The following is an 8,451-nucleotide window of genomic DNA, read 5'->3' as shown; positions in this document are numbered from 1 at the left end:
CGAAAGAAACATATCAGGAGAAAGCCGCTCTATTTCTAAATTATGTGCTGACGACAACACTGTCGGAAAGGGGTAGGGATGTGGACAAGCGACCTTCGCTACCAAAACTGCCCAAAAATCAGTCATAGGGTGAAACACAGCAAAGATTTATTGAAGTCGCTGGCAGCAAAATGCTGTCTACAACCCATTCACCCTCACCAGCAGCGGAATATTCTCCCTGGTACAGTATTCCGGAATCGGGCCTTCGAACTCAAAGCTTCCGCCTGCCGGAATGCTAACGCAAGGGTTCCAGTACAATGTGATCCTGTAATCAGGATAACCCGTATCACTGGCTCTTTGGGAGCCGGATGCACCAGCGGCACCCGCAGCATTATCATCGAGTAAATTCCTGCACGTATATGCAACAGGATATGACGCTCCCTTGAACTCCTCGATACGCACATTGCTGTTGAACTGTAATCCCGGCATATTCCTCTTGTAAGTCACGAAATTCACGATTCCGCAGAATTCATATTTACCGAAGAAATATCTGTAAGGATAAATCTCAACGCTCTCAACGTTCAACGGATCGTACGCAAGAATCTTTGAATGGTCAAATACAGGAACGCCGTCAAGCATCACCAGCGATGCTCCATGCTCGAATGTAGGATCCTCGTACGAATCCTCTGTCCTTACCTGAATCTGTCCCTTTCTTGTTCTGAGTTCCGTTATGAACTCAACGAAAAGTTCCTCCATATTGTGGAATCTGGTATAGTCATCAAGCCTGTATGAAATGCTCCTTTCTCCCAGCAAAGGGTTGATTCTCACGTGCATCAGTTCCTGCAGGGCATCCGTATGGAACTGCTTCACTATCTGCGAGCCAACGCTTCTTTCCAGCAGGACTTCCTGTAAAGAAGGATAAAGCACCAGTTTTCCCGGAATCCTGACCTGTACATTCCTGAACGGCGGCACCAGCTCAAGATGGCAGTCCCAGCTGCTGTCAGCTTCAAGTATCTGAAGAGCCATATCCTTTATACCATAAATATTGTTGGAATAGAACCTCACAAGCCCGTCAGCAGCTACATAACTGCAATAAGCGTCAGATCTTTCGCCCGGAACCGATATGCAGGCGCAGAAATCCCCTGAGCAAACCCTTGAAGCATCCTTTCCAACAACCCTTGCCTCAATTATCTCCCCCTCATACTCAAGCTCCCTCTTCACGCTCTCAATCTGTTTGTTTTCATCCACCGGCGATAGTTCCACTGCCTTGAGCGCATCAGCCAGACTTCTGTTCTCCCTGGCAAGCTCTGAAAGTGCATCATTTGCAACAAGCGATATGTTCACAACACCATCCTTGCCGGAATTATTTGTGATTCTCACCTTGAACCTGCCAGCAGCAGCGCTCAGGAACTCTGCCTCATAGCCCTTTCCGGCTCCGCACAGTACCATATTTGCTGCAGCGGCTCCAGCCGGCTTTTCATCGGAAACCTCCACTCCGTCAGCCACCCTGTCGCAGGTGAAAGAATTGTAAATGGAAATGGTTTTGTTGAACTGCTCGGGGGCGTTCGCTCCGCATTTTGTGTATGCGGTGAGCACGTAATTGCCTGTAGGAAGGTTTGCAGGAAGGGTGAAGGAACCCGCTCCCCTGCCCTTTGCCAGAGCTATGCGCTCAGTGAGGACCATTCCGTCTGCGGAGTGCATCTCAACATAGGCAATGCTGCTGTTTGAGCCTATGGTCCACTCATTACACTTTGGATTGTTCCTGTCATTGTTCCTGTTCAGACAGAGAACAGATATCCAAAGCTTCTCTCCTGCCAAGTACACGTTCCTGTCAGTTTCAACGTACGCCAGATCCTCGGCGGTTCCATTGCCATAACAGTAAACTGTCATTGGCACAAGCGCACTCAATATTGCAAGTATATATGATTTAACTTTCATAAGATCAATTGTATTCTATCTTCCACATTTATTCCGTTAAGCAATCATCCAAAGGCAACCCGGAAATCTTTATGGAACTTGTTCATGACTTTTTACAAATCTGACGTAGGCCACCAAGATGGTTTGTTCTTCGTGCCTCCCAGGGAGCGGCAGTCGGCACAGCTCTTCTGCCCCCAGAGATATCTCACATTGAACTCCTCGAAATCATAATCGATTGGCACGTATGCTTTCTCATAATATTTAAGCCACTCATTCTCAGGCACAACTAATGGTTCCTCATACTTTTCGTCTGATCTGTAGAAGGAATGGTCTGCATCGAAATAGAAAGTCCGCTTTACCGCAAGTTCTGATGCATTGATATACCCTATAACCGCTTCGGTAGTATCCTGCAGGCATTTTATATTGCCTCTCATTTCACTTGGAACAGGTGCGAAAAGATCTCCCGACATTTCGCTCACCTTCTCCAGATTGCTCCAGTATCTGTAACACTCCTGACTCAGGCTCTGAGCCTTCAGCGTCATGCAGTAAACGTACGATATCTTTCTCTCAGCCCTGCCAAGTATATAGAACCTGTGATTGACGAGTGCATTTGTGGCAAGTCCGTTGGTTGTTGCCAGGTTGATTGCCTTTGAATGATCCTTGCCCCAGCAATAGAACAGATTCTCGCTGTCAGGCATTTCAACAATCTCTCCTGTTTCACCTCTTTGTACAGGTGGTATATACTTCAGAACGGCCCTGTAAGCCGCACGGTATTCCCAGTCCTCGTCAAAGCTCCAGCGGAAATACTCGCTTCCATTGCCGTGCATGCTGAGGTAGAATGAAAGTTCACCGGCAGGTATGTCGGCCGTCACGTTCACAGATTCTATTACCGGAGCCTTCTGAACCTCGAGCCACGGCGATGCATATTCCTTGCCGGTTCTCGTGTCTTTCACATGCATTCTGTATTTCGTACTTGACTGAGCTTCAGTCAGGTCTATCTCAACGGCGCCCGTTTCAACAACGGTGCCTGCATATTCCTCACCTGTGCTTGATTCCACAAATGCCGTTACAGGAACTTTCTGATAATCACTGCGTGTTCCGGATGTGAGTGACTTCATAAGGGACACCTTCACATTTGAAACGGATCCAACAAGGATATCGCCCTCAATGACCAGTCTTTCATCCTGAAGCTCCTTTATTTCCGGCTCATAGTCATACACACAGGAACATAATCCAATAATTGCCAGAAAGCAGATGACCGGTCTTGAAAAAATCTTCATAATGTTCATATCCCCTCCTCCTAGAATTTAATGTTTATGTTAACGTAAGGTATCTGTGTGGCAAACACCGAGAGCATGTGTCCCTTTGGTGTCTGACCTGCCTGTGAAGTGAAATATACTGAATATGGGTTCCTTCTTCCTGTTACGTTGTAAACGCCGAAGGTAATGGAGAAATGCGCCAGGCTCTTCAGATAATGCCCCGGCTCAATGTTCATTGCCAGATCCAGACGGAAATAGTCTGGAATTCTGTATGCGTTCCTTTCGGAATATGCCAGTCTTGTACCTCCGCCGTATTCGTAGGTTCCAACAGGAATGGTTACCGGGCGGCCGCTTGAATAGTCAAGATTGGCTGAGAAGCTGAACCTGTGGGTAAGCTTGTAGTTTGCAACCAGCTTTACGTCGTGAGGCTTGTCATGCGGAGCATTGTACCAGTCTCCTCCGTTAATGGTCTCTATTCCCCTGTCCTTACTTTCCTTGAGGAAAGTTCTTGAATATGTGTATGACACCCATCCGTTAAGTTTGCCGCTGGTTTTCTTGAGCATAAGCTCCGCACCGTATGCCTTGCCCCTGGTTTCTATCAGGTCATCGGCCAGATGCTCGTTCATCATCAGTGAAGCACCCGCCTTGTAATCAAGGTAATGCTCCATCTGCTTGTAATAGCCTTCGAGCGATATATCCAGAAGATTCCCTGCCACGCTCCAGTACAGACCTGCGGCGGCCTGCCATCCGTTCTGCGGCTTGATTTCCTTTCCGCTCAGTTTCCAGGTATCCATTGGTGAAATGGCCGTTGTATTTGACAGCAGATGGATATACTGATTCATTGTATTGAAGCCCGCCTTAACTGAGAAATTGTCAGCGAATGAATACTTGCCGCTGAGCCTTATCTCAGGGAAGACGCTGAGTTCGCTGTCCTTGTTCATCTTGTACCCCGACAGCCTTGCTCCATATTCCAGAATCAGCCTGTCCGAAGCCTTCCACTCATCACCCACAAAAACTGCGGCCTCAATGGCATTCTCCTTCTCAAGCTGCCTTTCAATCACAAGCGAGGATTCATTATAAGGCTGCATTTTCCCAGGCTGCATGTCGTAGCGTATTCCGTTTACTCCGTATGTAAGTGAATGTCTGTCGCTCAGCACCGATTTGAACACTGCCTTTAGATACATCTGGTTGATGGCGCTCTTATGTGTGTACGATGAATAATCGTTCTCGAAATTCTGCAGAGTATTCCTGTAATTGTCATATCCTGCCGTAAGAGTGAGGCTGTGCCTGTCGGTGAAATGACTTCTGAATTTCACCGAGCCGTTGAAATTGCCGTATTTGAAAGTGGTGTCCTGTGAGAAGCTGAACTTGTCCGCCGAATAGTAGCCGAAGAACTGTATGGTATTGTTGGCGTTGAAATGATGCGTTATGCCAAGGTTGGCGTCATAGAAATTCGCCTTTCCTCCTGAATATCCGTTGTCATCGGGCAGAAGGTTCAGAATCCAGTTGGAATATGTCACACGGCCCCCGAGTATGAATGAGGTTCTGTCCTTTTTCAGCGGGCCTTCAAGCTGCAAACGGCTGGTAAGTACTCCTATTCCTATTGAACCGGCGAATTTCTTGTTGTTTCCCTCCCTGGTCTTCACATCGAGCACAGAAGATATTCTGCCTCCGTATTCAACCGGAATCGAGCTTTTATACAGTTCAATGTCAGATACCAGATCGGGATTGAATGCAGAGAATACACCGAACATGTGGCTTGGATTATACACCGTTCCATCGTTGAAAAGCACAAGATTCTGGTCAGTGGAACCTCCCCTTACATTGAATCCACCGCTGGCCTCGCCCACCGACTTCACACCTGGAAGAGTGAGCACTACCTTGAGTACATCAGCCTCGCCGAATGCAGTAGGCACCTTCTTGATTCTATCAAGTCTCAGGCGCTCCACTCCCATTTTTCCGGTCTGATGCGTTACCGATGCATCGGCAGTTACAACAGCGCCCTTGAGTTCGAACACCTTCTCCTTCATGTTCACGTCAAATGAACCATCCTGCCATACCTTCACGTTGAGGCTGAGGCTCTCCATTGAATAGGCGTTGAAATCAAGGACATCCTCGCCTGTGGAAAGTCTGAAATTATAGAAGCCGTTGGCATCGGTCTGCGTGTATGACTTTGTTTTTCCGCTTGATATCACCACACCTGCAAGCGGTTCGCCGCTCAAGGCATCCCTTACATATCCCTTCACATAGGCTTTTGGAGCGGGAGTGTCCGTTCTGTCACCTATTTCATACACCTTGTTCGCAAAAGTTGCCGTTATGGTTTCCTCACTGGCATATTTCAAGAGAGTGGTATCCTTCAGACCCGTTTCCTTCACGGCAAAATATCCTTCGGGCAACTTGGAGGCAAAGCCTCTGCCGCGCAATACGAATATTTTCCCGTCACGGTTTTCAATTGTGTATCCCTTTGACCTGTATTCCTGGATTGCGGATTTGAGGAACTCCTCCTTGCCGGCTCCTTTGGCGGAATAAAAGGCCACATCGGCATTGCCGTAAGCAAAATACAGTCTGTCTGAAACATGCTTCCTTATGTATCTTGCCAGTGAATCGGCGCTTACGCCCTTCACTTCATACTGTCCTGTATATGTCTGCTGTGAATAAGCGCTGGCCCGGACAGTCCCTGCCAGAAAGAGCAGGAAGATCATGGCAAGCATCGCCTTTTTCCCTGATATGTAATGTTGCATATTGCTTACAGATTTTCAATTGCTTTTCTCAACTCCCTGTTTCTTCTGAATATCGAAGCCAGCGCCTTCCTGTTTCTGGCAGTCAGAATCTTCCCGGGCTGAATCACAAGAAAGCTTTCCTTATTGTAGAAATATGGATGAACGTTCCTTTTGTAGTTCGGATCATAATACCCTATCTCATAATCCCCGCTGCCCTGATTGTGATAGCGTATGTCGTCCTGGAGTATCTTGTCTATTCGCCTGTATATGTGAATACCTCCATCAGCAGCAAGCATCTTTTCATAGAAGCCCTCCTGAACGTCATAGCCCTGCTTCCTCAGATTGAAATATTCTTTACCATCGATAGTGAAAGATTCCACCAGATTCCTGTAGAGGGTGATCTGCGAAACTCCGTTCGGATGGAGTATGAGCAGCTGGCCGGAGGCGGCATCAATGTTGAGCTTTACATTGAAGTATTCCTTCCCGTTGTACACGAGGCTTCCCTCCTTGAATTCCGGAGAATACCAGTAAGGATTCCCATTGTGTGCCGTCCTGTACTGTACAGCCTGGCTTCCTCTGTACAGAAGCATGTTCTCACCTGCCTTGGCGGCGTAGTCCCCGTATGTCTGGGAATATGCCGTACATGTCAGGAGGCAGGCAAGCAAAGCCGCCACGTTTCTTAGAGTATTGGACATTGTTGTAATGAATTTGTTTTCTGATTTATTGTGCAATGAATCTGTAGGTAATGTCACCTGTCTGCTTTTCCGGAGCCTTGCCGCTGGCCGAGAACGTGCTTCTTCTTGCGGCATCAAGCGCAGCCTTGCGTATGCACTCATCGGACACTGAAGCGGCCTCAATGACCTTGGCTGCAACTACCTTGCCCTTTCTGTTCACGCTTATCTGTATGCTTACGTCACCGCCTCCCATACATTTATACACAGGCACCGGCAGATATATGGCCTTTCTGCCATCAAGTGAATATGAAAGCACCGTAGGCCCCTTGTACTGCGGAGCGTTCTCCTTTTTCTCGGACTTGTCGGGAACGGCCACTTCATCATCCTCACTGGATGAAGCGTCGGTCTTTGATTTGTTGAGCTTGCGCTGAAGTTCACGAGCCTCCTCCATCACTGCATCGGGATTGGCGTGACGGTCATCCTTCAAAGCAGAATTGCGGTCAACTGCAATGTTCCTGTAAGCTGAAGCCGGTGTGCTTGAAGCTGCTGCAAGCATCTCCTCCACTTCGCGGGCAGCCTGTTCCTTCATCATCTCCAGCTTTTCAATCTCCTCCTGCGCCTCCTGTGCAGAGAAATCGAGTTCAAAGACAGGGTCCCCCACTATCACGTTGCGGATGGATGCGCACAGAAGAACAATAACGAGCAGAAGATGGAATATGATGGTGGCGTACAGCCCCACATTCTTCTCTTTCTTCTGCTCCTTGTCCATCGCTGTAAAAAATAATGATTTTACCTGTTCTGCTGGAGGGCCTTCTCAATTCGTGCAAGAAGGACATCAATGGCAACCTTGTTGTTGCCTCCCTGAGGAATTACAATGTCGGCGAATTTCTTGCTTGGCTCTATGAACTGGTTGTGCATGGGCTTCACGGTGAGCTGGTACCTGTCAAGGACCTGCTGGACTGTCTTGCCGCGTTCAACAATGTCACGGCAGATTACACGACCCAGCCTGTCGTCGGCATCTGCGTCAACGAACACCTTCAGGTCAAGCATCCTGAGCAGGCTCTTGTTGGTGAAGATAAGTATGCCTTCAACTATGATTATCTCCGCAGGTTCAACCCTCACGGTATCAACAATGCTTCTGCAACAGGTGACGTAAGAATAAACAGGCTGGTCAACGCCCTGGCCGCTCTTCAAAGTCTCCAGGTGCTGGATGAGAAGGTCGAAATCCACTGAATCGGGATGATCGAAATTATAAACCGACTTCTCCTCCTCGGACAGATGGCTGCAGTCCTTATAGTAACTGTCCTGCGGAATGATCACAATCCTCTCATCCCTCAAAGCTGTTCTGAGTTTGTTCACTACCGTGGTCTTGCCTGAGCCTGTACCACCTGCTATTCCTATTATCAACATTGCTGGAAATCTTGGATTTTATTAGAATTCGGCTGTCTTTGGTGTTCTTGGGAACGGAATCACGTCGCGGATGTTTGACATACCTGTCACAAAGAGCAGCAGTCTCTCGAATCCGAGTCCGAAGCCGCTGTGAGGCGCTGTTCCGAATCTTCTGGTATCTATGTACCACCAGAGGTTTCTTGTATCCATCTTGAGTTCGGCAATCCTTCTCTCAAGTTTCTCAAGTGACTCCTCCCTTTCGGAACCGCCTATGATTTCACCTATCTTAGGGAAGAGGACATCCATTGCCCTTACAGTCTTGCCATCATCGTTCTGTTTCATATAGAATGCCTTGATGTCCTTAGGGTAGTCTGTAAGTATCACAGGTTTCTTGAAATGCTCCTCAACCAGATAACGCTCGTGCTCGCTCTGGAGATCTATGCCCCAGCCTACAGGGAACTCGAATTTCTTTCCGCTTTCAAGGAGGATCTTAACACCCTCGGTGTATGGCAG

The 8,451-nt window shown here is 48.0% G+C and carries 7 protein-coding genes; all 7 read right to left on the bottom strand.

Features of this window, described 5'->3' with window-relative positions:
* Positions 1-177 precede the first annotated feature (177 nt).
* A complete protein-coding gene (locus AC06L3_RS09055; protein ID WP_475670299.1) occupies positions 178-1,917 on the bottom strand; it encodes a hypothetical protein in 1,740 nt (579 codons plus the stop codon).
* Positions 1,918-2,009: 92 nt separating this feature from the next.
* Entirely contained in the window at positions 2,010-3,176 is a 1,167-nt protein-coding gene (locus AC06L3_RS09050) for a DUF4249 family protein (RefSeq protein WP_475670298.1), read from the bottom strand.
* 20 nt (positions 3,177-3,196) lie between these two features.
* The gene (locus AC06L3_RS09045; protein WP_475670297.1) at positions 3,197-5,896 is read right to left on the bottom strand and encodes a TonB-dependent receptor; all 2,700 of its coding nucleotides are present in this window, start codon (positions 5,894-5,896) and stop codon (positions 3,197-3,199) included.
* Between the two features lie 5 nt (positions 5,897-5,901).
* Positions 5,902-6,570, bottom strand: coding sequence for a hypothetical protein (locus tag AC06L3_RS09040; protein WP_475670296.1), 669 nt, complete (start codon positions 6,568-6,570; stop codon positions 5,902-5,904).
* 25 nt (positions 6,571-6,595) lie between these two features.
* Positions 6,596-7,318: an energy transducer TonB gene (locus tag AC06L3_RS09035; protein WP_475670295.1), complete on the bottom strand. Its 723-nt coding sequence runs from the start codon at positions 7,316-7,318 to the stop codon at positions 6,596-6,598.
* A gap of 20 nt (positions 7,319-7,338) precedes the next feature.
* The gene (udk, locus tag AC06L3_RS09030; RefSeq protein WP_475670294.1) at positions 7,339-7,959 is read right to left on the bottom strand and encodes a uridine kinase; all 621 of its coding nucleotides are present in this window, start codon (positions 7,957-7,959) and stop codon (positions 7,339-7,341) included.
* 21 nt (positions 7,960-7,980) lie between these two features.
* Positions 7,981-8,451: amino acid--tRNA ligase-related protein (locus AC06L3_RS09025; RefSeq protein ID WP_475670293.1), on the bottom strand; the 471-nt coding region annotated here is incomplete at its 5' end.

This window comes from Candidatus Egerieousia sp. (genome assembly GCF_056211015.1).
The sequence above is the reverse complement of the archived record's forward strand: the minus strand, read 5'-3'. Positions and strand labels throughout refer to the sequence as shown.